At 63.3% G+C, this 23772-nt stretch carries 27 protein-coding genes and 1 tRNA gene; 10 read left to right on the forward strand and 18 right to left on the reverse strand.

The annotated features are described in order from the left end of the window. Positions 1 to 21 precede the first annotated feature (21 nt). Complete coding sequence (gene cobT / locus METH_RS12320) at positions 22 to 1038, reverse strand: nicotinate-nucleotide--dimethylbenzimidazole phosphoribosyltransferase (RefSeq protein WP_024090805.1); 1017 nt, start codon at positions 1036 to 1038, stop codon at positions 22 to 24. Positions 1039 to 1139: 101 nt separating this feature from the next. Here cobT and cobS point away from each other — a divergent pair, with 101 nt between their 5' ends. Continuing rightward, complete coding sequence (cobS, locus tag METH_RS12325) at positions 1140 to 1898, forward strand: adenosylcobinamide-GDP ribazoletransferase (RefSeq protein ID WP_024090806.1); 759 nt, start codon at positions 1140 to 1142, stop codon at positions 1896 to 1898. A gap of 70 nt (positions 1899 to 1968) precedes the next feature. On the opposite strand, the gene METH_RS12330 is transcribed toward cobS, so the two are convergent. The 5 genes from METH_RS12330 to METH_RS12350 all read right to left on the reverse strand — a co-directional run bounded on the left by METH_RS12330 (position 1969) and on the right by METH_RS12350 (position 7097). After that, positions 1969 to 2481 carry a CarD family transcriptional regulator gene (locus METH_RS12330; protein ID WP_024090807.1) on the reverse strand — a complete coding sequence of 171 codons (513 nt, stop codon included), beginning with the start codon at positions 2479 to 2481 and terminating at the stop codon, positions 1969 to 1971. Between the two features lie 300 nt (positions 2482 to 2781). Beyond that, a complete protein-coding gene (gene fdxA, locus METH_RS12335) occupies positions 2782 to 3120 on the reverse strand; it encodes a ferredoxin FdxA (RefSeq protein ID WP_024090808.1) in 339 nt (112 codons plus the stop codon). A gap of 62 nt (positions 3121 to 3182) precedes the next feature. After that, positions 3183 to 3557, reverse strand: coding sequence for an RNA-binding S4 domain-containing protein (locus METH_RS12340; RefSeq protein WP_024090809.1), 375 nt, complete (start codon positions 3555 to 3557; stop codon positions 3183 to 3185). 7 nt (positions 3558 to 3564) lie between these two features. Then, complete coding sequence (locus METH_RS12345; protein WP_024090810.1) at positions 3565 to 6504, reverse strand: helicase-related protein; 2940 nt, start codon at positions 6502 to 6504, stop codon at positions 3565 to 3567. Between the two features lie 26 nt (positions 6505 to 6530). Then, entirely contained in the window at positions 6531 to 7097 is a 567-nt protein-coding gene (locus METH_RS12350; RefSeq protein ID WP_024090811.1) for a tetratricopeptide repeat protein, read from the reverse strand. Positions 7098 to 7198: 101 nt separating this feature from the next. Between METH_RS12350 and METH_RS12355 the strand changes: the two genes are divergently transcribed. From METH_RS12355 to METH_RS12370, 4 genes are all read left to right on the forward strand, one after another. Then, positions 7199 to 7489, forward strand: a complete 291-nt coding sequence (locus tag METH_RS12355; protein WP_024090812.1) for an SCP2 sterol-binding domain-containing protein — start codon at positions 7199 to 7201, stop codon at positions 7487 to 7489. Beyond that, positions 7489 to 8451: an alpha/beta hydrolase gene (locus tag METH_RS12360; protein ID WP_044008414.1), complete on the forward strand. Its 963-nt coding sequence runs from the start codon at positions 7489 to 7491 to the stop codon at positions 8449 to 8451. The genes METH_RS12355 and METH_RS12360 overlap by 1 nt, the downstream gene beginning before the upstream one ends. A gap of 147 nt (positions 8452 to 8598) precedes the next feature. Then, positions 8599 to 10419: a M3 family oligoendopeptidase gene (locus METH_RS12365; protein WP_024090814.1), complete on the forward strand. Its 1821-nt coding sequence runs from the start codon at positions 8599 to 8601 to the stop codon at positions 10417 to 10419. Positions 10420 to 10460: 41 nt separating this feature from the next. Next, positions 10461 to 10898 carry a GNAT family N-acetyltransferase gene (locus METH_RS12370; RefSeq protein ID WP_084013858.1) on the forward strand — a complete coding sequence of 146 codons (438 nt, stop codon included), beginning with the start codon at positions 10461 to 10463 and terminating at the stop codon, positions 10896 to 10898. A 183-nt stretch (positions 10899 to 11081) separates the two neighbouring features. Here METH_RS12370 and METH_RS12375 read toward each other — a convergent pair whose 3' ends face one another. From METH_RS12375 to METH_RS12385, 3 genes are all read right to left on the reverse strand, one after another. Continuing rightward, a complete protein-coding gene (locus tag METH_RS12375) occupies positions 11082 to 11351 on the reverse strand; it encodes a DksA/TraR family C4-type zinc finger protein (protein ID WP_024090816.1) in 270 nt (89 codons plus the stop codon). A 474-nt stretch (positions 11352 to 11825) separates the two neighbouring features. Continuing rightward, positions 11826 to 12722 (reverse strand): RNA polymerase sigma factor RpoH, encoded by an 897-nt coding sequence (gene rpoH, locus METH_RS12380; protein ID WP_024090817.1) that lies wholly within the window; start codon positions 12720 to 12722, stop codon positions 11826 to 11828. A 161-nt stretch (positions 12723 to 12883) separates the two neighbouring features. Continuing rightward, positions 12884 to 13909, reverse strand: coding sequence for an RluA family pseudouridine synthase (locus METH_RS12385; RefSeq protein ID WP_024090818.1), 1026 nt, complete (start codon positions 13907 to 13909; stop codon positions 12884 to 12886). Between METH_RS12385 and METH_RS12390 the strand changes: the two genes are divergently transcribed. Next, positions 13908 to 14213 carry a DUF6476 family protein gene (locus METH_RS12390; protein ID WP_024090819.1) on the forward strand — a complete coding sequence of 102 codons (306 nt, stop codon included), beginning with the start codon at positions 13908 to 13910 and terminating at the stop codon, positions 14211 to 14213. The genes METH_RS12385 and METH_RS12390 overlap by 2 nt on opposite strands. A gap of 10 nt (positions 14214 to 14223) precedes the next feature. Here METH_RS12390 and METH_RS12395 read toward each other — a convergent pair whose 3' ends face one another. Continuing rightward, the gene (locus METH_RS12395) at positions 14224 to 14805 is read right to left on the reverse strand and encodes a hypothetical protein (RefSeq protein ID WP_024090820.1); all 582 of its coding nucleotides are present in this window, start codon (positions 14803 to 14805) and stop codon (positions 14224 to 14226) included. A gap of 156 nt (positions 14806 to 14961) precedes the next feature. Here METH_RS12395 and METH_RS12400 point away from each other — a divergent pair, with 156 nt between their 5' ends. Further along, entirely contained in the window at positions 14962 to 15321 is a 360-nt protein-coding gene (locus METH_RS12400; protein WP_024090821.1) for a hypothetical protein, read from the forward strand. 331 nt (positions 15322 to 15652) lie between these two features. Here METH_RS12400 and METH_RS12405 read toward each other — a convergent pair. After that, a tRNA-His gene (locus tag METH_RS12405) sits at positions 15653 to 15729 on the reverse strand. A 172-nt stretch (positions 15730 to 15901) separates the two neighbouring features. Further along, positions 15902 to 16408 carry a GNAT family N-acetyltransferase gene (locus tag METH_RS12410; protein ID WP_024090822.1) on the reverse strand — a complete coding sequence of 169 codons (507 nt, stop codon included), beginning with the start codon at positions 16406 to 16408 and terminating at the stop codon, positions 15902 to 15904. 89 nt (positions 16409 to 16497) lie between these two features. Between METH_RS12410 and METH_RS12415 the strand changes: the two genes are divergently transcribed. After that, positions 16498 to 16683: a DUF6324 family protein gene (locus tag METH_RS12415; protein WP_044008416.1), complete on the forward strand. Its 186-nt coding sequence runs from the start codon at positions 16498 to 16500 to the stop codon at positions 16681 to 16683. Between the two features lie 160 nt (positions 16684 to 16843). Here METH_RS12415 and METH_RS12420 read toward each other — a convergent pair whose 3' ends face one another. The 5 genes from METH_RS12420 to ribB all read right to left on the reverse strand — a co-directional run bounded on the left by METH_RS12420 (position 16844) and on the right by ribB (position 20340). Beyond that, a complete protein-coding gene (locus METH_RS12420; protein ID WP_024090823.1) occupies positions 16844 to 17326 on the reverse strand; it encodes an MmcB family DNA repair protein in 483 nt (160 codons plus the stop codon). A 354-nt stretch (positions 17327 to 17680) separates the two neighbouring features. Further along, complete coding sequence (locus METH_RS12425; RefSeq protein WP_024090824.1) at positions 17681 to 18010, reverse strand: hypothetical protein; 330 nt, start codon at positions 18008 to 18010, stop codon at positions 17681 to 17683. 170 nt (positions 18011 to 18180) lie between these two features. Beyond that, positions 18181 to 18663, reverse strand: a complete 483-nt coding sequence (gene nusB, locus METH_RS12430; protein ID WP_024090825.1) for a transcription antitermination factor NusB — start codon at positions 18661 to 18663, stop codon at positions 18181 to 18183. Then, complete coding sequence (locus METH_RS12435) at positions 18660 to 19211, reverse strand: 6,7-dimethyl-8-ribityllumazine synthase (protein ID WP_024090826.1); 552 nt, start codon at positions 19209 to 19211, stop codon at positions 18660 to 18662. Before METH_RS12435 ends, nusB begins: the two co-directional genes overlap by 4 nt. A 1-nt stretch (position 19212) precedes the next feature. Continuing rightward, on the reverse strand, positions 19213 to 20340 hold the full coding sequence (gene ribB / locus METH_RS12440) for a 3,4-dihydroxy-2-butanone-4-phosphate synthase (RefSeq protein WP_024090827.1): 1128 nt from the start codon (positions 20338 to 20340) through the stop codon (positions 19213 to 19215). A gap of 196 nt (positions 20341 to 20536) precedes the next feature. Between ribB and METH_RS12445 the strand changes: the two genes are divergently transcribed. Further along, positions 20537 to 21586: a proline racemase family protein gene (locus tag METH_RS12445; protein ID WP_084013788.1), complete on the forward strand. Its 1050-nt coding sequence runs from the start codon at positions 20537 to 20539 to the stop codon at positions 21584 to 21586. A 97-nt stretch (positions 21587 to 21683) separates the two neighbouring features. On the opposite strand, the gene METH_RS12450 is transcribed toward METH_RS12445, so the two are convergent. Continuing rightward, positions 21684 to 22271, reverse strand: a complete 588-nt coding sequence (locus METH_RS12450) for a riboflavin synthase (protein ID WP_024090828.1) — start codon at positions 22269 to 22271, stop codon at positions 21684 to 21686. Positions 22272 to 22434: 163 nt separating this feature from the next. Between METH_RS12450 and METH_RS12455 the strand changes: the two genes are divergently transcribed. Beyond that, the gene (locus METH_RS12455; RefSeq protein ID WP_024090829.1) at positions 22435 to 23727 is read left to right on the forward strand and encodes a capsule biosynthesis protein; all 1293 of its coding nucleotides are present in this window, start codon (positions 22435 to 22437) and stop codon (positions 23725 to 23727) included. The last annotated feature ends 45 nt before the right edge of the window (positions 23728 to 23772 follow it).

A 23772-nucleotide genomic window follows, 5' to 3' on the forward strand; every position in this document is an offset into this window, starting at 1 on the left:
AAAACACGCGGGACCGCCTGGTCAGCCGTCTGTGACCCCGGCCTCGGCAAAGGTCGCCATGCCGCTGTGGCAGGCAACTGCGCCTTTCAGCACCTGGATCGCCAGCGCCGCACCGGACGCCTCGCCCAGCCGCAGGCCCAGCGCCAGCAACGGCTCCTTATTCAGTTTCGCCAGCAGCGCCGGATGGGCCCCTTCGGCGCTCTGATGGCCTGCCACTGCATGGTCCAGGGCGCTGTCTGCGGTCTGCAGCAGGCAGGCAGCCGCAGCGCAGCAGATGAAGCCGTCCAGGATCACCGGGATGCGCAGCACCCGGGCGGCAGCAATCGCACCCGCCATGGCGGCAATCTCGCGCCCGCCCAGGCACGCCAGCGCATCCAGACCGTCCTGGATAGCATCTTTGTGCAGCGCAACGCCTTCGGCCACCACGCGGGTCTTGTTCGCCAGCTCTGCATCGTCCACACCGGTGCCGCGCCCGGTCCAATCCTCAGCCTCGCCGCCGAAAAGCGCACAGGCCAGCGCCGCTGCAGGCGTGGTATTGCCGATCCCCATTTCGCCGACCACCAGCAGGTCAGCGCTTGGGTCCACCGCCTCCCAGCCGGCTTTCAGGGCGGCCAGCAGATCTTCCCGGCTCATCGCCGGCCCGTGGGTGAAATCGGCGGCCGGGCGCTCCAGCTCCAGCGCATGCACATCCATGCGCGCGCCGGCCAGCCTGGCCAGCTGGTTGATAGCCGCGCCGCCATGTTCAAAGTTGATCACCATCTGCGCGGTGACTTCCGGCGGGAAGGCCGAGACGCCCTGTGCGGTCACCCCGTGATTGCCGGCAAAGACGATCACCTGCGGCGCGGTGATGTCCGGCCGGTCGCTGCCGCGCCAGCCGCCGTACCAGATCGCCAGCTCTTCCAGCCGACCCAAGGCACCGGGCGGCTTGGTCAGCTGGGTGTTGCGCGCAGCCGCACCATCAAGCGCGGCCTGGTCCTGCGCGGGTGCGCCGGCCAGTGCGGCGCGGAAGTCATCAAGGGAGGAAAGCTGTGGCAGCATGTAAAAGCCTCGTTGCATCTGAGCGGGGGACGCGGATAAAGCGGATGGCAATCTGTTTAACCGCTGACGGCAGTGCCGCAAGCCCCCCAATAGGCCGGTCAATGCGAAAAAACGACATCCAGGCAAATGACATCCTGCTGGTGCTGGTTCTGCTGACCCGGCTGCCGCTGCCGCATCTGCCCGCGACAGCCTTTCAGCGGCAGGCCAAGGCGGTCTGGGCGTTTCCGCTGGCCGGGCTTGCCGTCAGCCTGCCGGCCGCGCTGGCGGCATCTTTTGCCTTGCACATGGGCCTGCCCGCCGCGGTGGCCGCAGGGCTGGCGCTGGCGCTTCAGGTGATGCTGTCAGGTGCCATGCACGAGGACGGGCTTGCTGATACCGCCGATGGTTTATGGGGCGGCTATAGCCGGGACCGGCGGCTGGAGATCATGAAGGACAGCCGCATCGGCGCTTATGGCGTGATTGCGCTGATCCTCGGGTTTGGCCTGCGCTGGAGCGCCCTGGCCGCACTGATCGCCGCAGCAGGTGTCTGGCCGCTGCTAGCCCTGGCAATGCTGAGCCGGGCAGTGATGCCTGCGCTGATGTCGGCACTGCCGAATGCGCGCGCCGCCGGTCTGTCGCAAACCGTGGGCCGCCCCCGCGCCCTGCCCTGTTTGCTGGCCGCCTTGCTGGCCATTGTCCTGTCGCTGCCTCTGATTGGGGCTGCGGCCCTGGCTGCTGCCTTGGCCATGGGTGCGGCTGCCCTTGGTTTGGCCGCTTTGGCCAAGGCCAAGATCGGCGGCCAGACCGGGGACATTCTGGGGGCATCCCAGCAAATTGCCGAGATTGCCGGCCTGCTCACGCTTCTCGTCTTCTGCAGCTGACCCAAGCCGGCGCATGAAAAAGGCCGCGCCCCGGGGGCACGGCCTTTCAAAAGCTTAGTACAGCAGATATTCAGGCTGCAACGCGGGAGGTCAGAACCTCGTCCACCTGCTTGGCGGCAGCGATTTCGTCGTTGCCGGATACTGCTGCGACTTCGCGGGTCAGGCGCTCAAGCGCGGCTTCGTACAGCTGGCGTTCGGAGTAGCTCTGCTCGCGCTGATCATCGGTGCGGTGCAGGTCTCGGACCACTTCGGCGATCGAGATCAGATCACCGGAGTTGATCTTCTGCTCATACTCCTGAGCGCGGCGCGACCACATGGCGCGTTTCACCTTTGCTTTACCTTTCAGCGTTTTCATCGCCTGGGCAATCACGTCCGGCGAGCTGAGCGAGCGCATGCCCACTTCGGTAGCCTTGTTGGTCGGCACCCGCAGGGTCATCTTGTCCTTTTCAAAGGTGATCACGAAAAGCTCCAGCGCGAAGCCGGCCACTTCCTGCTCCTCGATCGAGATGATCTGGCCAACGCCGTGCGCCGGGTAGACTACATACTCATTGGGGCGGAATTCGAGCTTCTTCGATTTGGTCATACAGATTGTTCCTTACTCATAGCCGGGCGGCTCCGGCATGTTAGCGAGCAAAATGCCCGGCCCCGGTCAGTTCGATTTGACCGGCCCTCAGGACATTTTATCCGCAGAAATACTGCCCAATCTGCGCACCACTGCTGGCGTGCGCCGGGGCGGACTCCGATTGTTTATGTCTTTTGTGCTTTTAGTATACCACAAAAAAGGGCCGCCCGGAAGGCGGCCTGCCGGTCAAGGCTGGTTAAAACCCTGCGCAATGCGGCGGTTTTCCGCAAATTTGCGGCCCCGGCCGTTCAAGGCAGAGAATCAGCCGCCCTCGCCGGGCGCCTCAGAGAAATACTTCTCCATCTTGCCCTCTTCGCCGTCGCGCTCCTCGTAGCCCGGCATCGGGTCTTTCTTGGATACGATGACCGGCCACAGTTCAGAGTATTTGCGGTTGAATTCAACCCATTTATCCATATCCGGCTCGGTATCCGGGCGGATCGCATCAGCCGGGCATTCCGGTTCGCAGACGCCGCAATCGATGCATTCGTCGGGGTGGATCACCAGGGTGTTCTCGCCCTCGTAGAAGCAGTCCACCGGGCACACCTCGACACAGTCGGTGTATTTGCAGGCGATGCAGTTTTCCGTCACGACATAGGTCATAGTACCGAGTCCCGTTATCCGTTTGCGCCTAGCTAATCCAGACCGGCGAAGGCTTCAAGCCGTCAAAGGGTATCCTGCTTGCGAGTAAGATCAAGCGCTCTGCGGGCTTTTTTGTCCGGCCGGCCTTTTCCTTCGAACTTGGGGTTAGCCGGAATTTTTTCCTGCTTTTCCGTCATATCAAAGTACAGCCCCTGCGCCTCGGGCGCCGGGCCGCGGCGCGTGCCGATGGCCTCGACCCGCACCACGCGGATCACTTTGGCCTGAACAAAGGTCAGAACGTCGCCCGGGGCGACGTTCTGAGCCGGTTTCAAGGTCTTGGTGCCATTAAGGCGCACATGGCCCGCACCGACCTGTTTGGCGGCCAGGCTGCGGGTTTTGAAAAACCGCGCATGCCACAGCCACTTGTCGATGCGGATCTTGGGCGCGCCTTCGTCCATCGCAGGATCAGTCGCCCTGTTTCAGCCCCATCAGCGCAGCGGCAAAGGGGTTGTCCGGGTCGATCTGCTTTTCCTTCTTCGCAGGGCGCGCGGAATAGGTCTTGGCCCCCTGGTCCTGGCGCGGTCCGCCTTTGCGGCCCGGCTTGCCGCGGTCGCCGCCCTTGGCGCCGCGCGGCTTGCCCTTGCCTGCCGGTTTGCCGTCGCCCTGCGGACGGCGGTTCTGCTGGCGCTGGCCGCCGCCTTGGCGTCCGCCCCGGTTGCCGCCCCAGGTGAAGGTGAAGAACACTTCCATTTCCGGTTCGGCAGCAGCCTCCGCAGCCGCAGCCGTTCCGGGCTTGGCTTCTGCAGTGTCTTCCGCAGGTGCAGTCTCTTCCGCAGGCGCGGCCTCGGCCTCAGCTGCGGGAACTTCGGCAGCGGCTTCCTTAGCCGGCGCTGCGTCCGCAGTTGCGGCATCAGCAGCCGGCTCTTCAGCGGCCGGCTCTTCAGTGGCAGGCGCCTCTTCAGCCGCGGCCTCAGCAGGTTTGGCTTCGGTTTCGGCGGTCTTGGCTTCTGCTTCCGCCGCAGCCGGCTTCACCTTCTGGCGCTCGCCCTTTTCGGCCTTGTAGCCCAGGCCCTGCATCAGGTCGGCGAACTGCTCCAGCGTCATGCCGGTGATCGACAGCATGTCGGCCTTGGCTTCAAAGCCGCCGCGGCTGTCTTCGCCGCGCAGCATGTCGGCCAGACGCTCCAGCATGTCGATGCGGATCATCCGCTCACCCGCCACGCGGTAGCCGGACATAGTGTCATAGCCTTCGGGCGCGTCTTTGGCGGACGGCACCGTGACCAGGCCCGGAGGCGGGGATTCGGGGAAGTCCTGCAGACCGTTCGCCAGCGACCACAGCACCAGCCGCAGACGGGTCGGCGCCGGTTTCAGCAGCAGCGGCATGAAGATGGTGAACTGGCCGAAACGGATGCCGTGCTTGCGCAGCGCGCTGCGCGCGTCCTGATCCAGATCCTTGACCTCTTGCGCGACGCTTGCCCGAGGCAGCACGCCGAGGTTTTCAACCATGCGGAAGGCAAAGCCGCGCGCAAGGCCGGACAGCTCTTCGTCCTTTTGCAAGGCCAGCAGCGGTTCAAACAGCGCGTTGATCTTGCGGGTGATGAAATGCAACAGGCGGCGTTCCACCTTCTGGGCCACATCCGGTCCGGCGGACTCGTCCACAAAGACCTCGATCTGCGGGGTCAGCGCATCGGCGCCGGCAACCAGCTTGCCCACCGCATGTTCGCCCCACATCAGGCCGCCCTGCTCGGTGTAATCGATCTCGGTATCAGGCGCGTTATAGAACCGGTCCGCTCGCAGATGGAATTGCGGCGCCAAAGCCTGCAGCGAGGCCGCCTTCAAGGCCTTGGCCTCGGCACCCTGCGCCCCTTTGTCCGGGCTGAACCGGAACCCCTCGAGACGGCCGACGAATTCGCCTTCAACCGTCACTTCACCCTTGTCATTCACTTCGGCCAAAAGGGCCTCCTTCTGCTTGAGCCGGCGCAGCAGCACAGACGTGCGCCGGTCCACAAATCTTTGCGTCAAGCGCTCGTGCAGCGCATCTGACAACCTGTCTTCTACAGCGCGCGTCTCCCCGCGCCAATGGCTTTCATCACGCAGCCAGCCATTCCTTTGCGCCACATAAGTCCACGTGCGGATAAATGCCAATCTTTTCGACAGGGCATCAATGTTGCCGTCCGTGCGGTCAATCCGTTTTATCTGGCGCGCCATCCAGTCATCCGGCACCACGCCGCCGCCATGCAGATGCTCGAAAATCACCCCCAGCAGCGCGGCATGCTCCGCGTGGGAGATACCGCGGAAATCGGGAATCCGGCAGATATCCCACAGCAGCCGCACCGATTGCGCGTTGGTGGTGCGGGAGATGACCGCGGATTCGCGCGACAGCATTTTCAGCGCACCCAGATCATCCGCCTCGCGCGCTTTGACCAGGTTTTCATCCGCAGGGCTTGCTTCGAGCGAATGGATAAGCGCCTCGACCGTGCCGAATTGCAGATCGGCGGAGCGCCAGTTGAGCTTTTTCAGCGGCGTGAACTGGTGGTTCATGATCGCCGAGGCTGTGCCCTCGTCCAGCGGCCTTGCATCGCCGGTGACCCCGAAAGTGCCATGGCTCATCCCGCGGCCCGCCCGGCCGGCGATCTGCGCCAGCTCATTCGGGGCCAGCTCGCGCATCCGGCGGCCATCGAATTTTCTGGTCGAGGAAAACGCCACATGGTCGATATCGAGGTTCAGCCCCATGCCAATGGCATCGGTGGCGACCAGATAGTCGACCTCGCCATTCTGGTAGAGCGCGACCTGCGCATTGCGGGTGCGGGGGCTGAGCGCGCCCATCACCACCGCAGCGCCGCCCTTCTGGCGGCGGATCAGTTCGGCAATCGCATAGACATTATCAACCGAAAACCCGACAATTGCGGTGCGCGGTGGCATCCGGCTTATCTTTTTCGAACCTGCACAGACCAGATCCGACATCCGCTCGCGCCGGTGGAACTGCACCCCCGGCACCAGCGCTGAAATCGGCCCGCGCATGGTGTCGGCTCCCAGAAACAGCGTCTCCAGCGTGCCGCGGGCGCGCAGCAGACGGTTGGTGAAGACATGGCCGCGCTCGGGATCGGCGCAAAGCTGGATTTCGTCGATCGCCAGGAAGTCGCAGCCCATGCCTTCGGGCATCGCCTCGACGGTGCAGATCCAGTATTGCGCCCGCGGCGGCACGATGCGCTCCTCGCCGGTGACCAGCGCCACCACCGACGGCCCGCGGGCCGCCACCACCTTATCATAGACCTCGCGCGCCAGAAGCCGCAGCGGGAAGCCCATTACGCCAGTGCGGTAGCCCAGCATCCGTTCGATGGCATAGTGGGTTTTGCCGGTATTGGTCGGACCCAGGACGGCCACAATCCGCGATGCGTTTGCCATTGCTTCAGCCCCCGCCCCGGTGGGGCTTACAGTTTCCTGCCCTCGACCAAGGGCGCCAATCGTTCAAGGGCGCTGCTTACTTCCTCGTGGTGCGGATGTATAGCCTTGGCCCGCTGATAGGCCTGATAGGCACGCTCGGGATTTCGGAACTGTTCGAACAGGGCGCCCAGCGCGTAGATCGCGTTGTAATCCCTGGGGTTCAGCGCCAGCGCGCGTTCCAGATCCGCCACCGAAGGCCCGTAAAGCCCCAGCGCGAAATAGACGCGGGCCCGTTCGTACCAGCCGCGGGCAAAATCCGGCGCGTGATCGGTCAGCGCGGTCAAATGCTCCGCTGCCTGCTGCAGATCTCCGCGCTCCAGCGCGTCGGCGCCGCGCCGCAAAAGCAGATCCATCGCAGGCGAACCGCTCTTGGCCCAAAGCGCCTGCAACTCGCGGTCTATGGCCGCAGCCTCGGACAGCTCCGCCGCGGCGAGGTCTCGCAGCAGCGCATCGGCGGAAAGCTGCTGCGCCGCGCCTGCCCCGGGCAAGGAATACGTGACTGTGACCGCCGTTGCCGCCACGATAGCTTTGAGCTTTGGGAGATTTGCCAGCATGATGAGCCCAGTGTAATCCAGCGCGCGGCATTTTCCAGTATCGGATGCAAATGCTTCACAGGTTTGTGCTATGAAGCGCGCAAAACAGATTGAGGACGGACATGAGCGATACCCTTGCGCAGGCAGCTGAGGCCCTGAACAGCAAACTGGACGCAGGCGAATTTGACGCCTCCGCGAAATTCGAGATCGAAGGGCTGGGCTCCATCGTGCTTGATGGCGCAGGCGCCCGCGTCGGTGACGAAGACACCGATGTTACCATGAAGGCGGATGCCGACACATTTCAGTCGATTCTTGAGGGCGAGTTGAACCCCACTGCCGCCTTCATGTCCGGAAAGCTGACCATTGATGGTGACATGGGCACCGCGATGAAGCTGGCCTCGGCCCTGTCCTGATGGACGGCGCCCCGATGGACCTGCCGGCCGCCCCCCTGTTCGCGGATATCGCGCAGGGGCCTGCGGGCGGCCGGGCCCATTGGGTGCAAACCTCGGACGGTGTGCGCATCCGTGCGGGCCACTGGCGCCCTGACGGCGCGGCAAAGGGCACGGTCCTGCTGTTTCCCGGGCGCACGGAATATATCGAAAAATACGGGCTGGCCGCCGCCGAGTTTGCGGATCGCGGCTTTGCCACCCTCACTGTGGACTGGCGCGGCCAGGGGCTGGCGGACCGGACGCTGCCAGACCGCCGCCTGGGCCATGTCGATGATTTCAGCGATTTCCAGAAAGACGTGCAGGCGCTGACCCGCCTGGCAGAACAGCTGGAACTGCCGAAACCCTTGTTTCTGGTCGGCCATTCCATGGGCGGCGCCATCGGGCTGCGCGCACTGATGCAGGGGCTAAAGGTCGGCGCCTGCTGCTTTACCGGCCCGATGTGGGGCATCCAGATCCCGCCGCTGCTGCGCCCCCTGGCCAGTTTTCTAAGCGGCGTTGCGCCGTTTCTGCGCCTGGATAAATTGCTGCTGCCGACAACGGCGCTGGAGCAATATGTGCAGATCACCCCTTTTGAGGGCAACACGCTGACCACCGATCCGGACATGTACCGGATGATGCATGCCCAGCTGGCGGCACAGCCCGATCTGGCGCTTGGCGGACCCACGATCCAGTGGCTGCGCGTCAGTCTGCAGGACTGCGCCTGGCTGGCACGGCAGCCGTCGCCCGCCCTGCCCTGCATCACCTTTGTTGGCTCCGGCGAGCAGATCGTAAACACGGGTGCCATCCATGACCGGATGGGCCGCTGGCCCGGCGGCAAGCTGGATTTAATCGAGGGCGCCCGGCATGAAGTGATGATGGAAACCCCGGAAATCCGCGCGCATGTGTTTTCCAGCATGTGCCGCCTGTTTGAGCAATACCGCGGCTGACACCCCGTTGCCTGTGCGGCGCCCGCCCCGTTTACCCGGCCCTTACCCGCTTCTGTCATTCTCCCCGGGTTCCGCGCCCCGCCGCTTGTGATCCCGCAAGCCGCCCCTTAGATGTTGGTCAAAGCATTTCACATGACAGGAGCCCGCATGTTCCAGCTTCCCTTCCCCGTTCGCGACGCAAACGCCACCTCCGGTTCCGGCGGCCTCGGCAATCTGCCGGAATGGGACCTCAGCGATCTTTACGCGTCTGAGGACGCCCCCGAACTGGCCCGCGATCTGGACTGGCTGGAACAGGAATGCGCCGCTTTTGCCGCCGACTATGAAGGCAAGCTGGCCGATCTGGACGCAGGCGGCCTGCTGCAATGCGTCGAGCGCAATGAGAAGATCAACAACATCGCCGGCCGCATCATGTCCTTTGCCGGCCTGCGCTACTATCAGCTGACCACCGATGCCGGCCGCGCCGCCTTTCTGTCGGACTGCCAGGAAAAGGTGACCGTGGCCACCACCCCGCTGGTGTTCTTCACGCTGGAGCTGAACCGGATCGAAGACGGCGCAATGCAGGCGCATCTGGCCGCCAATGCAGACCTTGCCCGCTATGCCAGCGTGTTCCGCCGCATCCGCGCGATGAAGCCCTATCAGCTGTCGGACGAGCTGGAACGGTTCATGCACGACCTCGGCATCGTCGGCGATGCCTGGGAGAAACTGTTTGACGAGACCATCGCCGGCCTGACCTTCACCGTCGATGGCGAAGAGCTGACCATCGAAGGCACCCTGAACCTGCTGACCGACCCGGACCGCGCCAAACGCGAGGCGGCAGCGCGGGAACTGGCTGCCGTCTTTGCCGAAAACGTCAAAACCTTTGCCCGCGTCCACAACACCCAGGCAAAGGAAAAGGAGATCATCGACCGCTGGCGCGGCATGCCCAGCCCGCAGACCGGCCGCCACCTGTCCAACGATGTGGAACCCGAGGTGGTCGAAGCGCTGCGCGAAGCCGTGGTCGCCGCCTACCCCAAGCTGAGCCACCGCTATTACGAGCTGAAGCGCAAATGGCTGGGCCTCGATGTGATGCAGGTCTGGGACCGCAATGCACCGCTGCCGCTGGAAGACCCCCGCACCATCACCTGGGAGCAGGCGGAAAAGACGGTGATGGATGCCTACACCGCCTTCGATCCCCGCATGGGTGAGATCGCCGCGCCGTTCTTCTCGGACGGCTGGATTGATGCCGGCGTGAAGCCCGGCAAGGCGCCGGGCGCCTTTGCCCATCCGACCGTCACCAATGTGCACCCTTACGTGATGCTCAACTATCTGGGCAAACCGCGCGACGTGATGACCCTGGCGCATGAGCTGGGCCACGGCGTGCATCAGGTGCTGGCGGCGGAACAGGGCGAGATGCTCTCCTCTACCCCGCTGACGCTGGCGGAAACTGCCTCCGTGTTCGGCGAAATGCTCACCTTCCGCAAAATGCTGGACGGGGCCGAGACCAAGGAACAGCGCAAGGTGCTGCTGGCGGGCAAGGTCGAGGACATGATCAACACGGTGGTCCGCCAGATCGCGTTCTATGACTTCGAATGCAAGCTGCACGCGGCCCGCGCCGAGGGTGAGCTGACCCCGGATGACATCAACGCCATCTGGATGTCGGTGCAAGCGGAATCCCTGGGTGAGGCGTTCGAATACATGGATGGCTATGAGACCTTCTGGGCCTACATCCCGCATTTCGTGCATTCGCCCTTCTATGTCTACGCCTATGCCTTTGGCGACGGATTGGTGAATGCACTTTATTCGGTCTACGCCTCAGGCGCCGAGGGTTTCGAGGACAAATATTTCGACATGCTTAAGGCGGGGGGGGCCAAACATCACAAGGAGCTGCTGGCCCCCTTCGGCCTTGATGCCAGTGACCCCAAGTTCTGGGACAAGGGCCTGTCGATGATCTCCGGCTTCATTGATGAACTGGAAGCAATGGAGGACTGAAGCCTCTTACCCTGCGCCCGGTGGCCCGCAGCAAATTTGACATGGTTTCCCATATTCAGGTGGAGCCGGATCAGATCCGCTATTCCGGCACCGTGGCGCAGGCGATTGAAGAAAATGAGGACGGCGTGGATTTTCATGCCGTCCTTAAAAAAGATCGCGCGGTGGGGTTTTTCAAAATCGACCGCCTGTTTCATGAGACCTACAGCTTTGCCCGCGCTGATGAACTGGGCCTGCGTGCCTTCATGATTGATCGCGACGCGCAAGGCCAAGGCTATGCAACTGCTGCCGTTGCGGCGCTGAAGACCTATCTTCCCGCGCACTACCCGGACCGCTGCGCTGTGATGCTTACCGTCAACATGCAGAACCTTGGCGCTGTCCGCTGCTACCGCAAGGGCGGCTTTGCGGATACCGGCGGCATTCATCCCGACGGTCTCGCCGGACCGCAATTCATATTGCGGATGGCGCTAACACACTCCTGAGCGGCACATCAGCCCTGCCCCATTGCGCAGCAGAACACCGCTTAGGGAGATTTTCCCGAAGACGGATTCACTGTATCGCAAACTGCTCCCGTTGACTGGGTATGGGAGTTGCCACCACGGCACCGTTTTCAAAGCTCACTGCGGCCCTGATTCCCGCAGCCGTGGCCGCAGTGCCGGCCCCGGCTACTTCAGCTGGCTGTCTTTCGACCCGCGCCGGTTGAAGCCGCCGCGCGCCTGATGCGCGCCATCGCGTTCCTGCTGGCAGTCGATGCAGAGCTTGACGCCGGGAATGGCCACGCGGCGCTTCTCGGGGATCGGCTCTTCGCATTCGGCGCAATGGGTCAGGCTTTCGCCCACCGGGCGTTTTTGCGCCTTCAGCCGCGCAAGCTCGTCATTGATCGACGCTTCAATCTGTTCATTCACTGCGCCGTCCTGCGCCCAACCGCCTGCCATGGACCGTCCTCCTGTGCCAGAGGGGTGAATGTAAGGCCGTACAGGCGCTCTGCCTAGGGCTGTCTGAAGGCAATTCCCGAGTAAATCTATCAACTAATTGATTTCATTGCATTTTCTGTTGACCGGCGCCCTGGGTACGGCTAAACAGAATACAGAAATTGCACGCAAGCCAGAATCACCAGGCCGCAAGCAGCCAGCTCTCCAGCCATCCTTCGGGACAGCCAGACCGCAAGCAACGCCAGCAACCAGAGTGATTTCAGCCAGCCACGCGTAAAACCGTCAGCCAGCGTTTCTGCCAGCCTCCCATTCAGCCGCGCACCCAGCCCTATTGCCAGGCCCGTGCCAGACAGGATTCACAGCCAGCATTCGCCAGCTTTCAGTCAGGACCCCTGCCGTAAAGCCAGCGTCATTGTCAGCTGACAAAAAAAAGGCGGTGCCAGGCACCGCCTTATCCTTCTGCAGCCGGGCGCGGGATCAGGCGCTGGCGAGCATGCCTTTTTCACTCGCCAGTTCGCGCATCTTTTTCTGCAGCTTCTCAAACGCGCGCACCTCGATCTGACGGATCCGCTCGCGGCTGACTTTGTACTGCGCACTCAGCTCCTCAAGGGTGACGGGCTGATCCATCAGACGGCGCTGGGTCAGGATGTCCTTTTCGCGGTCGTTCAGAACGTCCAGCGCAGCGGCCAGAAGCTCGCGGCGGGCTTCCAATTCGTCGCGGGCCTCGTAATCGCCGGCCTGATCGGCGTCCTCGTCTTCAAGCCAATCCTGCCATTGCATCGTGCCCTCGCCCTCAGAGCCGACGGTGGCATTCAATGATGCGTCCCCGCCCGACATGCGGCGGTTCATCGAGACCACTTCATCCTCGGTCACGCCAAGATCGGTTGCGATCCGTTTGACGTTCTCGGGCCGCAGATCGCCATCTTCGAGAGCGCCGATGCGGGCCTTGGCCTTGCGCAGGTTGAAGAACAGCTTTTTCTGTGCCGAGGTTGTGCCCAGCTTAACCATCGACCAGGACCGCAGGACATATTCCTGGATCGAGGCGCGGATCCACCACATCGCATAGGTTGCCAGCCGGAAACCCTTTTCCGGATCGAATTTCTTAACCGCCTGCATCAGGCCGACATTCGCCTCGGAAATCACTTCGGCCTGCGGCAGGCCATAACCGCGGTAGCCCATGGCAATCTTGGCCGCGAGCCGCAGATGGGAGGTTACCATCTTATGGGCAGACGCCGCGTCCTGCTCTTCGACCCAGCGCTTGGCCAGCATGTATTCCTCTTCCGGCTCCAGCAGTGGAAACTTGCGGATTTCCTGGAGATACCGGTTCAGACCGCCTTCGGGCGTCGGGGCAGGCAGGTTTGCATAATTCGCCATATAAAGTGTCCCTCCCAGAATGTATAAGGACTTAACATTAGCGCATATGTGTTAGCGCCAAATCCTTTTCAAGGACTGCTTAAGGAATTCTTCTATGTTAACCCGGCCAAGCGCGTCTGTGAATTGCATCACAGGCTGGAACACGCTTAATTGCTGGCAATTTACTGGCGCAGCGCCGCCAGCAAACCCGCCATGTCCTGCGGCAGCGGCGCCTCAAACCTGAGCGGTTCGCCCGTCACCGGGTGATCGAACCCCAGAACGGCAGCGTGAAGCGCCTGGCGCGGGAAGGACTGAACAGCCGCCTGTGCGGCCTCGTTCAGGGCTTTGGCCGCCAGCTTGCGGCGCCCGCCATATGTGGGATCCCCCACCAGCCCGTGGCCGGCATGGGCCATATGCACCCGGATCTGGTGGGTGCGGCCGGTTTCCAGCCAGCATTCGATCAGCGCCGCGCAGGCCGGGTTGCCGAAACTCTCGCAGATGCGGGCTCGGGTCACCGCGTGGCGGCCGCCCTGGAACAGCACCGCCTGACGCTGCCGGTCGGTCTTGTGGCGGGCCAGCTGGGTGGTGAGCTTGAGGATATTGCCGGGTTCGAAACTGGCGCCCTTGACGCCGCGCAAGCGCGGGTCGTTGCCATCGGGCACCCCATAGCAGACCGCCTGATAATAACGCTCCACCGTGTGTTTTTCGAATTGCACGGCCAGTCCCTGATGGGCGGCATCGGATTTCGCCACCACCAAAAGGCCGCTGGTTTCCTTGTCGATCCGGTGCACGATTCCAGGGCGCTTGACGCCGCCGACACCTGACAGGTTGCCGCCGAAATGATGCAGCAGCGCATTGACCAGAGTGCCGGAGGGGGAGCCCGGCGCCGGATGCACGACCATGCCTGCGGGCTTATTTATGACGATCAGGTCGCCGTCTTCAAACACGGTATCCAGCGGGATGTCTTCGGGGCCGATGTGGCTGTCCTCAGCCTCCTCCACGATGATCGCGATTTGCGCGCCGGCCTCGGCCTTTGCCTTGGCATCCTGCACCACGGCGCCATCCACCGTAAGCGCCCCCGCTTCGATCAGCCGGGCCAGACGGGTGCGCGACAGCGCCGCCTCCTCTGGCACATCGCGCGAAACCGCTTTATCAAGCCGCTTAGGCGGGTTTTCCGCGATGACAAACTCAATCCGGCGGCTGCCCATGACTGATCCTTCCGAGACCGAAACCCAACAGGAACCACCGCAGATCCGGTTCCTGCGGCGGCTGGTGACCACGCTGACCGTGGTGATGATTGGCGGGCTTGTAGTGATTATCTCGCTGCTTGTCATCCGCTTGCAGGCAGGCGATGCGCCGCTGCCTGCAGAAATCGCCCTGCCCGACGGGGTAGAGGCCGAAGCAGTAACCCTGGGACGCGGCTGGATTGCCGTGGTCAGCCAGGACAACCGCATCCTGATTTTCGACCGCGAGTCCGGTGCCCTGCGCCAGGAAGTGCGGATCAAGGACTGACCCGGCGGGGTCAGGACCTGAGCAGCACCTTGTTGGAATCGATGGCCGCGGCGATCCGGGCGTATTGCGCCCGCCGCTCCTGCGCGGTTTCGGCGCTGCGCAGCAGGACTGTGCCTGCGTCCTCAAAGATACGGGCGGCTTCCCGGTTCACTGCGGCCTGAGCCGACGGCCGGACAGGCGTCAGCGGCCGGGCGGTGCGTTCAGCCGGATTGGCGGAACTGGTGACGCTGACCCTGCCCCGTCCCGGGTCGCTGTTCTGGCGGGCCAGCCGTTTCAGCCGGGCCGAGGTGTCCTGCAGCACACCGCGCACCTCATCGTAGTCGGTGCCCGCCGGGATGCCATCCGCAGCGGCTTCCAGCCGTTCGGAGAGGCAATCAACCTGCAGTGCCGAATCACCGGTGGCGCGGCAGAAGGCCTTGGCAGCGGACAGGGTGCCCAAAAGCTCGGTCAGAAAAGCAGCCGAACCGAATTCCCCGGCGGGCACCACCACCGTATAAACCAGGGGACCGGTGGCCTGTGCCAGTGCGGGTGCTGCGGCCAGACCCAGGCAGGAAACCCCTGCGGTCAAGCTCTTGACGGCTGTCTTAAACATATCGTTACCCTCGCATACCCCCGGACGAACCGTTCAAAGCGGGACCCCAGCTGCGCGGCATCTTGCCGGAACGTCCTTGCTGCAGCGCCGCCATGTTGCCTGGCACCCGGGCCTTCATTAACCTTAAGATGTTCCAAAACATAAGGTTGTTTTATCATGGTCACCAGTATCTTGCGGGCAGCGGCATTGATTATTCCCCTGTCTCTTGCCGCACCGCCCGTTTTTGCCCAGACCGCCGACGCCGCATTGAACGAAGCCAAGCGGCGTTTGGCCTGCGGTGCCGGCGTTCCGATCTCCGCCACCTATCTGGCGAACGGTACGCTGCAGGTGACCTGCCAGGCACCGGGCGCCGAGGCTGTGGCCCAGGCCGCCGCAGGCGGTCTGCCGGACACCGGACTGTCAGCCGGGGCAACCGCCGGAGCCGTTGCAGGCGTGCTGTTCCTGGTTCTCATTGCCGATGATGACAATGGCACCGGGACCACCACAACGACCACGACCACCAGCACAACCGATTAAGGCCTGCCCCGCTGCCGGGGGCTGCTGGAGCGCTTCTTGCAAGTGCTCCGGCAGATCTGGCCGCACCGTCTGGCACAGCGCCAGTGCGTTTACCGCCCCCTGCAGCGCACCCGCGCCGAGCAACGCGGTCTGACGCTTCCCCGCCCATAAAAACACTCCCGGCGAACCGGGCTTTCGGGCCGGACAAAAGGCGCAAAGGAGCTGGCCGTTTACCGGCCGGGGCAGTATGGACTGAAGGGCACCCGCTTTTGAATTGCGGCTGCAATAACCGCGTCCTGCAAAAGCACTGGACCGGTGCCGCAGATGAAACTGATGAATTTGTTTGATTGAGTGGTACCACCTCCCCGGCTCGAACGGGGGACCTCCTGATCCACAATCAGGCGCTCTAACCAACTGAGCTAAGGCGGCACTGTGGGGTCATTTATAGCACGTCCCGGAGGCGTGCAAGAGGTTTTTTTTCCTTTCCGCCGCAGAAATCCGCCGCACCCGATTACCTAGTCCAACGGTCCGGACACGGCCTTGGTGCACGGCCTGAAGTTATCCACAACCTCTTGCAAACAAGCGCAATTTGCCGCTTTACTCAGGGTGCCTGGCTGTCAGAAACCGGAAAGGACAACCGCCAGGTTTGCTCCACCAGATCCTGCCCAAAGCTGTGCACCGGACGGCTGTCCGTCAGCTGCCAGCCGAAAGCCCGGTAGAGCGCGCAGGCTGTCTGGTGGCTTTCATGGGTTTTCAGCATCATGCCCCGGTATCCGGCTGCACGGGCAAACGCCATGCATTCACGCAGCAGCCGCTTGCCCAGCCCTTTGCCGCGCGCCGCTGGCGTCAGCAGGAACAGCCGCAGCTGCGCTGTGGCGGCATCCTGTTTCATGCAAAACACCGTGCCCAGCCGCTCGCCGCCGCCTTCCGCCATCCAGCCGCGTTCGCAGGCAGGATCGTGGCCTGCGCAGAAACTGTGCAGAATATCGGCGACCAGCGGTCCGAAGGTTTCATCAAACCCGGCCTCGCGGGCGTAGAGATCCTGGTGGCGGGCGGCCAGCCACTGCATGTCGGTTGGAGCGAATCGGCGCAGGGTCACATCCATCATGCAAACAGCATAGCGCAAAGCCGGCTTGCGTTTCAGCCTGCCCCGGGCTAGCACCGGCTGCAATCCGCTGACCGGCATTGGAGTGTGCAATGAGTATCAACACCGAACGCGACATCGAGGCAAACATGCAAATCGGCCCGACCGATCAGGGTATGGTGCGGATTTTCATTGATACAGGCAGCGTTGAAATCCCGATGGATTTCGATCCGGAGGAAGCCGAGGAGATCGCCGAGGAGATCCGCGCCGCAGCCCAGGCCGCGCGCAGCGTCAAGTAGCGCAGCCGTCCCGGCACGCCCCCTCTCTGCCTGATCTCTGACACGGCAGCATCAAGAGCACTTCCAGCGCTCCGCAGGCGCGCTGCCGGGCCCAAGGCCGCCAAGGGGCCCCGCGCCCCGCGAGCGGGGCACCTGCGGGCGCGGGAGGTCCCGCCAGTACTCACTCCTCCGGCGTGCCGTCTCCTGCGCCGCCCAGCAGCAGCCCGTCGCGGCCCAGGCGCGGATCGCGCAGAGCCTGAAGGCGGCGGGCGGAATCCATCGCGAATTTCTGAATCAGCTTTTTGCGGCGCGCCGGCGGCAGCTTGTCTTCCGGCGCCATGCGGATGATCTCGGCATAATAAGGGTCTGCAATGATCAGCCCTGAGCCGTCCGGCAGCAGCTCGGTGGGAAACTCCAGATCCACCGCCCAGAAATAGCGGTCGCACCAGTCCAGATAGCCCTCCCATTTGCTGTCGGACTGGAAATCAGCGCGGCTGGACTTGCACTCGATCACCCACAGCTCCCCCTTGGGGCCCAGCGCCATCACATCGACGCGCAAGCCCCGGACCGGCACAAATTCTTCCAGCGGTGCATAGCCCAGCGAGCGCAGGTAGCGCGCCACCCCGCGGGCGAGTTTCTGTCCGGGCTGCAGATCCTCCATCATGCGGGGAAATGTGAACAATCAGGGAACAAATTGCAATCCTGCGGTTTTACCCGGAATTCGCCTGCCGGCGCTGCGTTCCCCTTGTAACAGCGGTCCGGGAAGACTACTTACGGCCTTGGCGGGTTCTGCCCTTCTTGTGACAGGCAGCATTCCAGTGGCCTTAAGCAATTCCACGGGAGCTGGCTCTGTTCGGACCCTGGTCCGTTTACCTGGCGCCCACCTGTACATACAGGTCCCCGGGAATCAAAGCCGCACGGTTGTTTGGTGGTCCCGCCGCATCTTCCCTATTCGCACAACGAAAAACCGCGCCTTCCGGATGGAAAGCGCGGGCTGCAATAACAGCTTGTTCCTGGGTCAGCGGCGGCTGCGCAACTGGCGCTGGCGCTGAGAAGGCTGATCAGCCGGCACCCGCACCGGCTGGAATTCCTTTACAACCGGCGTGCCGCGGCGGGGACCGCCATCCTTTTCGGCCATGGCCATCACCGCCCAGCCGAACTGCACGCCGGCAAAAACGATGCCATGCATGAACCACAACATGAAAACGGCCAGCAGGCCCGTGTCAGACCCGGAGACCAGCGCCCAGAGGTTCATCACATCGAACCACAGCAGCATCGCCACAAAGACAGCCGCGATTCCAAAGCCGATCACGACATTGCGGATATACATCTTCACCAGTTCAGGCATCTCGGTCCTCCAGAATTGCAACAAGAGGTTATCAGTCTTTGCAACGCCGTCCAGCGCTTCCGGAGGAATGAGCGGAATTTGCCGCACCCCTTGCGGGCCGTAAGCCAGCAAACAAAAAGGGCGCACTCAGCAGCGCGCCCTTGTTTCAATTGATACCCGAACTTACCGCCTCAGAAGGCTTCCGGTTTGGCTTCGCGCGCCATATGGTCCAGCACCGCGTTGACGAACTTCGGCTCCTTGCCTTCGGGAAAGAAGGCGCGGGCGATGTCGACAAACTCGTTGATAACCACTTTGGGCGGTGTGTCGGATTGCGTCAGCTCTGAACCCGCGGCGCGGAACAGCGCGCGCAAGGTGGGATCGATCCGGGCAATCGGCCATTTCGCCACCAGCGCCCGGTCAGTCATCTGGTCGATCTGCGCCTGGTGGTTAACGGCTTCGCGTATCAGCTTGCGGAAGACCTTGTTGTCCCCCTCTGCCATTTCGTCCCCTTCATAGACAGCGCCGAAACGGTGGTCCTCAAACTCGACGATCACCTTGTCGAAGGTGAGGCCGCTATGCTCCATCTGGAACAGCGCCTGCACGGCATAAAGCCGGGCTGCCGATCTCATCTGATTCTTGCCGTTGCCCTTGGGGCGGCTGTCCTGGGTGCTCATGCGCTGGTGGATCCGTTGTCTGTACCGGCGACCTGGTACGCCCCGGTGGGCGCCTTGAAACCGATGCCTTTGGTCTGGGCGCCCCACTTACGCGTGAGTGCGATCAGATGCAAGGCCGCAGCTGCCGCGCCGCCGCCTTTGTTCTGATCGGCGGTATCGGCGCGCACTTCGGCCTGTTTGCGGTTTTCCACGGTCAGGATGCCATTGCCGATGCACAGGCCCTGCAGGCCCATCAGCTGGATCGCGCGGCTGCTGTCGTTGCAGACGGTTTCATAATGGGTGGTCTCGCCGCGGATCACGCAGCCCAGCGCCACGTAGCCGTCAAAATTCGAGGTGCGGTCGGCGATTGCAATCGCGGTGGGCACTTCCAGCGCACCGGGCACTTCGACGATTTCAAAGGTTCCGCCCGCAGCCTCGATTTCAGCCGCGGCACCAGTTACCAGATTGTCGGCGATATCCTTGTAGTAGGGCGCCACCACGATCAGAATCTTTACCGGCTTGTCGAACTCGGCGCGCGGCAGGGTATAGTGGGTTTCATGTCCAGCCATTTCAATCGTCCTTCAGAATGGGGCGGCTGCCGGTGATGGACAGCCCATAGGCATCCAGCCCGACATATTTGGTCGAGGGCGAGTCGGTCAGCAGGACCAGTTCGTTCAAGCCCAGGCTTGAAAGGATCTGCGCACCGATGCCGGTCTGCTTGATGGTCACTGTCCGCGCGCCGTCTTCCTCATTGGCATAAAGCGCATTGCGCGGCTGACGGAACAGGGTCACCACGCCGCGGCCTTCCTCGGCAATGATCTCCATCGCGCGGGGCAGCTGGCGGGCTGATTTGGGGCCAAGGCCCAGGATGTCCGTTGCCTCATGCAGCGCATGGGTGCGCACCAGCACCGGCTCCGGCGTGGTGATATCACCCTTGATCATCACCACATGCTCGATGCCGTGGGTCTGGTCGGTGAACAGGCGCATCTCCCAGTCGCCGCCGATTTCCGAGGTCACGGTCTCGCGCGAGGTTTCCGTCACCAGATTGTCGTTGCGGGCCCGGTAGGTGATCAGGTCCGAAATCGTGCCGATCTTCAGCCCGTGTTTCTGCGCATATTCCACCAGATCAGGCAGCCGCGCCATGGTGCCGTCTTCCTTCATGATCTCGCAGATCACTGAAGACGGGTAATGGCCGGCCAGGCGGGCCACGTCGCAGCCGGCCTCGGTATGGCCGGCACGGACCAGAACCCCGCCCCTGCGGGCGCGAAGGGGGAAGACATGGCCAGGGGTGGCGATGTCAGCGGCGGTGTTTTCCGGGTCAATAGCAGTGGCCACGGTCAGTGCGCGATCTGCGGCAGAAATGCCGGTGGACACGCCCTCGCGCGCTTCGATCGAGACGGTAAAGGCAGTCTCGTGGCGCGACGAATTGTGCAGCGCCATCATCGGCAGGCCCAGCTCCTCGATCCGCTCGGCCGGCAGAGTCAGGCAAATCAACCCGCGGCCATGGGTGGCCATGAAGTTGATCGCTGCGGCATCCGCGTGTTTCGCCGGAATTACCAGGTCGCCTTCGTTCTCGCGGTCCTCGTGATCGACAAGAATGAACATGCGGCCCTGGCGGGCCTCTTCGATGATGTCTTCAATCGGGCTGATGGCATCGCGCAATTGCGCCTCAACCGGCCCCGGTGTTTCAAAGCTCATATGTCAGCCTTTCAATGCGCATGGGCAGCACGCCTGGCACTGCGGGTTCTTTCCCAGCCAGATAGCCCACAGACGGGGCAAATGCCAGTCCCGCAAACGGCACAGAGGGGTCTGGACGCGGCCTGTGCATCCGTGCACAGCTCGTTTCCGGATCCAATCTGCGGTTCAGGCGTCCTGAAGACCGGGGAGGAGACAGATGCGCACATCCCGCATTCTGCAAGCAGTTGAGGCCCATGCCGGAGGCGCGCCGGGCCGGGTGATCACCGGCGGCATGCCCCTGCGGCCGGGCAATGCAATGCTGGAAAAGATGCAGGACATGGCCGCGAACCATGAGGAGATCCACCTGCAGACGCTGCGCGAACCGCGGGGAAATCCGGGGCTGTGCGGTAACACGATTGTGCCGCCCTGCCATCCGGAGGCGGATGCCGGCTTCATCATCTTCGAGCCGACCGAATACCCGCCGATGCCGGGTGCCAACACGGTCTGCGTGGTGACGGTGCTGCTGAAGACCGGCGTGGTGCCGATGACGGCGCCGGTGACGGAACTGGTGCTGGAGGCCCGGGTCTGGCTGGTCCGGGTGTGCGCCGAATGCCGCGACGGCAAGGTGACGCGGGTGGAGTTCAAGAACGTGCCGGCCTTTGCCGTGCACCTGGACGCGCCGGTAGAGGCTGCCGGACTGGGCACGGTCCGGGTGGACGCGGCCTGGGGCGGCATGTTCTTTGTGCTGGCCGAGGCGGAAAAGCTGGACGTTGCGCTGGACGCAGGGAACGGCGCAGAGATCCTGCGCGTCTCCGAGGCAATCCGCCATGCCGCCGCCCGGCAGCTGCCGGTGGTGCATCCGGACAACCCCGGGATCACCGGCACGACCATCACCAATCTCTGGAGCGCGCCGGTGATAGAAGACACGGATGGCCGCGGGGCGATCACCTCTCGACCGGCCCCTTCGCCCCGGAGCACCCGCAGGACGCAAGCGGCATTCATGAGCGTTCGCCCTGCGGCACCGGCACCCGCGCCAGGATGGCAGTGCTGCATGCACGCGGGCTGCTGGGATCGGGCAGCATCATGTGATCGCCGGGCCATTGGGCACCACTTTTACCGGGCGGATCGTGGAGAAAACGCAAGCGGGCCTTACAAGGCCATTGTCCCTCCCCTGTCCGGCCAGGGCTGGACTTATGGTCTCTCCAGCTACACGCTGGACCTCAGCACCCCGTTCCCGGAGGGCTATACCGTCGGCGGCATGTGGTGACGCGCGCCGTATTGGCGGCGCGCCCGGGTCATGAGGGGCGCTGCCCCTCGGCCTCACCCCGGAGTATTTTTAGAAAGATGAAAGAGGCTGCGCCGTTTTATCCGGCTTCCTGCAGACGCGCGACGTAGCGGGCCAGGGTGTCGATTTCCAGGTTTATGCGGCTGCCCAGCTCCACATCCCCCCAAGTGGTGACGTCCTTGGTGTGCGGAATGAAATTGATGCCGAAATCACAGCCATCCACATCATTCACCGTCAAGGAGGTGCCGTTCAGGGCAACCGATCCTTTGGGAGCGATGAACCGGGCCAGATCCTGCGGTGCGCGCAGGGTGACGCGGGTGCTGTCGCCTTCGTCTTTCAGGTCCACAACTTCCGCGACGCCGTCCACATGGCCGGACACGATATGGCCGCCGAGTTCATCGCCCACTTTCAGAGCGCGCTCGAGGTTGACCCGCTTGCCCGCGGTCCAGCAGTCCAGATTGGTCTTGGAGACGGTCTCGGCCGAGATTTGCACATCGTACCAGTCCTCGCCCAGTGCAATCACAGTCAGGCAGACCCCGTCAGAGGCAATCGAGGCGCCGATATCGATGGTGGCAGTGTCATAGCTGGTGCGGATGCGGGCACGCAGGTCGCCTTGCTGCTCCAGTTCGGCGATGGTGCCAACGTCTGTGATAATGCCTGTAAACATGGGTCCGTTCCCCGCAGATGATGTGCCAATGCTGCCGCAGAGGTAGCCAAGCTGCGCGCGCTCCACAAGCCCCGGCTTGCCTTACCGCCCTCTGCAGCCATAGTTTCGCCCCAGTCAATTGTTAATCAATCCTTGAGACTACCACCGCCCTTCTGACACTGAGATGCCAAGCCAACCGATGAAACACCGCAGCTTTCTGTTCCTGCAGGGCCCGCACGGGCCGTTTTTTTCCGCCCTCGGCCGGATGCTGCGGGCGGCGGGCTGCGATGTGGCCCGGGTAGGGTTCAATGCGGGCGATCAGGCCTTCTGGCGCGGCAAGGACAGCTATATTCCCTTCACCGGCAGCCAGCAGGACTGGCCGGAAGTGCTGGCCGGGCTGCTGGATAGCCGCGGCATCACTGATGTTGTTCTGTATGGCGACACCCGCCCCCTTCACGCCAGCGCGATCGAGGCTGCCCAGCAGCGCGGCCTCACCGTGCATGTCTTTGAAGAAGGCTATCTGCGCCCCTACTGGGTGACTTACGAGCGCGGCGGCGCCAATGGCCATTCGCGGCTGATGGAGATGGGCGTTGCGGAAATGCAGCAAGCGCTGGCGCTGTCCGACATGGAGACGCCGCTGCCGCCGGCCCATTGGGGCGATATGCGCCAGCACGTGTTCTACGGTGCGCTGTACCACTGGTTCGTGATGTTCCGGAACCGTAGGTACCGCAATTTCCGCCCCCACCGGTCGCTGACGGTGACCAAGGAATTCCGGCTTTACCTCAAGCGGTTGCTGCTGATGCCAACCCAGGCGCTGGAGCGGCGGATGGCGGAACGGCGCATCCGCAACGGCGGGTTCCCCTATCATCTGGCGTTGCTGCAGCTGGAGCATGACAGCTCCTTCCAGATGCATTCCCCCTTCTCCAGCATGGGCGAATTTCTGCAGGAGGTGATCCGCGGCTTTGCCGAAGGCGCCCCGCGTCACCATCACCTGGTGATCAAGGCGCATCCGCTGGAGGACGGCCGCGCCCAGGTGCGCCGCACCCTGCGCCGTCTGGCGCGCGACCACGGCATCGAAGACCGGGTGCATTATGTGCGCGGCGGCAAGCTGGCGCAGCTTCTGAACGAAGCGCGCACTGCGGTGACCGTCAACTCCACCGCCGGCCAGCAGGTGCTGTGGCGCGGCATTCCGCTGCGGGTGTTCGGGCGCGCTGTTTACGGCAAGCCCGAGTTTGTTTCCGAGCAGCCCCTGGCTGACTTCTTTGCCGCCGCCAGCCGGCCGGACAGCCGCGCCTACAAGGATTACCGCCGCTTCCTGCTGGAAACCTCGCAGGTGCCTGGCGGCTACTACTCCCGCGAGGGGCGCCGCCAGCTGCTGCGCCAAGTCGCCGACATGATGCTGGCCGGCGAAGACCCCTATGACGCGCTGCGCCTGGGCAAAGCGGCACCGCGGCAACAGTTGCGCCTGGTGACCTGACACAACCGCTCCCTAAGACTGGCTTTTTCCCTGCCGGCAGGTTAG

It is taken from the genome of Leisingera methylohalidivorans DSM 14336 (assembly GCF_000511355.1).
Lineage (GTDB): Bacteria > Pseudomonadota > Alphaproteobacteria > Rhodobacterales > Rhodobacteraceae > Leisingera > Leisingera methylohalidivorans.

What these genes read in the sequence shown, in the direction of transcription:
- cobT (WP_024090805.1), bottom strand. Translation starts at nt 1,038, where the DNA reads ATGCTGCCACAGCTTTCCTCCCTTGATGACTTCCGCGCCGCACTGGCC.
- cobS (WP_024090806.1), top strand. Translation starts at nt 1,140, where the DNA reads ATGCGAAAAAACGACATCCAGGCAAATGACATCCTGCTGGTGCTGGTT.
- METH_RS12330 (WP_024090807.1), bottom strand. Translation starts at nt 2,481, where the DNA reads ATGACCAAATCGAAGAAGCTCGAATTCCGCCCCAATGAGTATGTAGTC.
- fdxA (WP_024090808.1), bottom strand. Translation starts at nt 3,120, where the DNA reads ATGACCTATGTCGTGACGGAAAACTGCATCGCCTGCAAATACACCGAC.
- METH_RS12340 (WP_024090809.1), bottom strand. Translation starts at nt 3,557, where the DNA reads ATGGACGAAGGCGCGCCCAAGATCCGCATCGACAAGTGGCTGTGGCAT.
- METH_RS12345 (WP_024090810.1), bottom strand. Translation starts at nt 6,504, where the DNA reads ATGGCAAACGCATCGCGGATTGTGGCCGTCCTGGGTCCGACCAATACC.
- METH_RS12350 (WP_024090811.1), bottom strand. Translation starts at nt 7,097, where the DNA reads ATGCTGGCAAATCTCCCAAAGCTCAAAGCTATCGTGGCGGCAACGGCG.
- METH_RS12355 (WP_024090812.1), top strand. Translation starts at nt 7,199, where the DNA reads ATGAGCGATACCCTTGCGCAGGCAGCTGAGGCCCTGAACAGCAAACTG.
- METH_RS12360 (WP_044008414.1), top strand. Translation starts at nt 7,489, where the DNA reads ATGGACGGCGCCCCGATGGACCTGCCGGCCGCCCCCCTGTTCGCGGAT.
- METH_RS12365 (WP_024090814.1), top strand. Translation starts at nt 8,599, where the DNA reads ATGTTCCAGCTTCCCTTCCCCGTTCGCGACGCAAACGCCACCTCCGGT.
- METH_RS12370 (WP_084013858.1), top strand. Translation starts at nt 10,461, where the DNA reads ATGGTTTCCCATATTCAGGTGGAGCCGGATCAGATCCGCTATTCCGGC.
- METH_RS12375 (WP_024090816.1), bottom strand. Translation starts at nt 11,351, where the DNA reads ATGGCAGGCGGTTGGGCGCAGGACGGCGCAGTGAATGAACAGATTGAA.
- rpoH (WP_024090817.1), bottom strand. Translation starts at nt 12,722, where the DNA reads ATGGCGAATTATGCAAACCTGCCTGCCCCGACGCCCGAAGGCGGTCTG.
- METH_RS12390 (WP_024090819.1), top strand. Translation starts at nt 13,908, where the DNA reads ATGACTGATCCTTCCGAGACCGAAACCCAACAGGAACCACCGCAGATC.
- METH_RS12385 (WP_024090818.1), bottom strand. Translation starts at nt 13,909, where the DNA reads ATGGGCAGCCGCCGGATTGAGTTTGTCATCGCGGAAAACCCGCCTAAG.
- METH_RS12395 (WP_024090820.1), bottom strand. Translation starts at nt 14,805, where the DNA reads ATGTTTAAGACAGCCGTCAAGAGCTTGACCGCAGGGGTTTCCTGCCTG.
- METH_RS12400 (WP_024090821.1), top strand. Translation starts at nt 14,962, where the DNA reads ATGGTCACCAGTATCTTGCGGGCAGCGGCATTGATTATTCCCCTGTCT.
- METH_RS12410 (WP_024090822.1), bottom strand. Translation starts at nt 16,408, where the DNA reads ATGATGGATGTGACCCTGCGCCGATTCGCTCCAACCGACATGCAGTGG.
- METH_RS12415 (WP_044008416.1), top strand. Translation starts at nt 16,498, where the DNA reads ATGAGTATCAACACCGAACGCGACATCGAGGCAAACATGCAAATCGGC.
- METH_RS12420 (WP_024090823.1), bottom strand. Translation starts at nt 17,326, where the DNA reads ATGATGGAGGATCTGCAGCCCGGACAGAAACTCGCCCGCGGGGTGGCG.
- METH_RS12425 (WP_024090824.1), bottom strand. Translation starts at nt 18,010, where the DNA reads ATGCCTGAACTGGTGAAGATGTATATCCGCAATGTCGTGATCGGCTTT.
- nusB (WP_024090825.1), bottom strand. Translation starts at nt 18,663, where the DNA reads ATGAGCACCCAGGACAGCCGCCCCAAGGGCAACGGCAAGAATCAGATG.
- METH_RS12435 (WP_024090826.1), bottom strand. Translation starts at nt 19,211, where the DNA reads ATGGCTGGACATGAAACCCACTATACCCTGCCGCGCGCCGAGTTCGAC.
- ribB (WP_024090827.1), bottom strand. Translation starts at nt 20,340, where the DNA reads ATGAGCTTTGAAACACCGGGGCCGGTTGAGGCGCAATTGCGCGATGCC.
- METH_RS12445 (WP_084013788.1), top strand. Translation starts at nt 20,537, where the DNA reads ATGCGCACATCCCGCATTCTGCAAGCAGTTGAGGCCCATGCCGGAGGC.
- METH_RS12450 (WP_024090828.1), bottom strand. Translation starts at nt 22,271, where the DNA reads ATGTTTACAGGCATTATCACAGACGTTGGCACCATCGCCGAACTGGAG.
- METH_RS12455 (WP_024090829.1), top strand. Translation starts at nt 22,435, where the DNA reads ATGCCAAGCCAACCGATGAAACACCGCAGCTTTCTGTTCCTGCAGGGC.